Below are 458 nucleotides of genomic sequence, written 5' to 3'. Positions count from 1 at the left end.
ATGATGCATGAGGACAAAGCAAAAAACGTCACGGTCAAAACGAAAGCAGCAGATCTTCGTGCGACACTCGACCAATTGCTTTCTGAGCACTTCGTGCTTGCTGTCATGGACATGAAAAAACAATATGACGGTTCAAAAGATGCTGAGTATTATGAAGCAGCACTCAAACAGAACGCACTCGACATGACACCGGCAATCGCTTCAGTCTATGGCGACGAAGGCGCGAAACAATTCGAAAAAATCTTCGTCGATCACAACAAATACACAACGGACCTCGTCAAAGCCGTCAAAGCGGATGATCAGGAAGGCATCAACGCTTCGAAAGCCGAGACAGAAGAATTCGTCCAGGATCTCTCGACATTCCTCGACGCTGCGACAGAAGGCGAACTTCCGAAGGAAGCAGCTGAAGAAGTCCTTCGTGCTCACGAAGCGGACGTCTATAAAACATTCCAAGAGTA

At 47.6% G+C, this 458-nt stretch carries 1 pseudogene; it reads left to right on the top strand.

The features are described 5' to 3' along the window. Positions 1-458, top strand: a pseudogene (locus KNQ02_RS15540) (copper amine oxidase); the annotation flags it as partial.

The sequence above is a fragment of the Exiguobacterium sp. s102 genome (assembly GCF_018618635.1).
Taxonomy (GTDB): domain Bacteria; phylum Bacillota; class Bacilli; order Exiguobacteriales; family Exiguobacteriaceae; genus Exiguobacterium_A; species Exiguobacterium_A oxidotolerans.
Note: the sequence above shows the minus strand (reverse complement) of the source record. Positions and strands in the feature narration are given on the sequence as shown.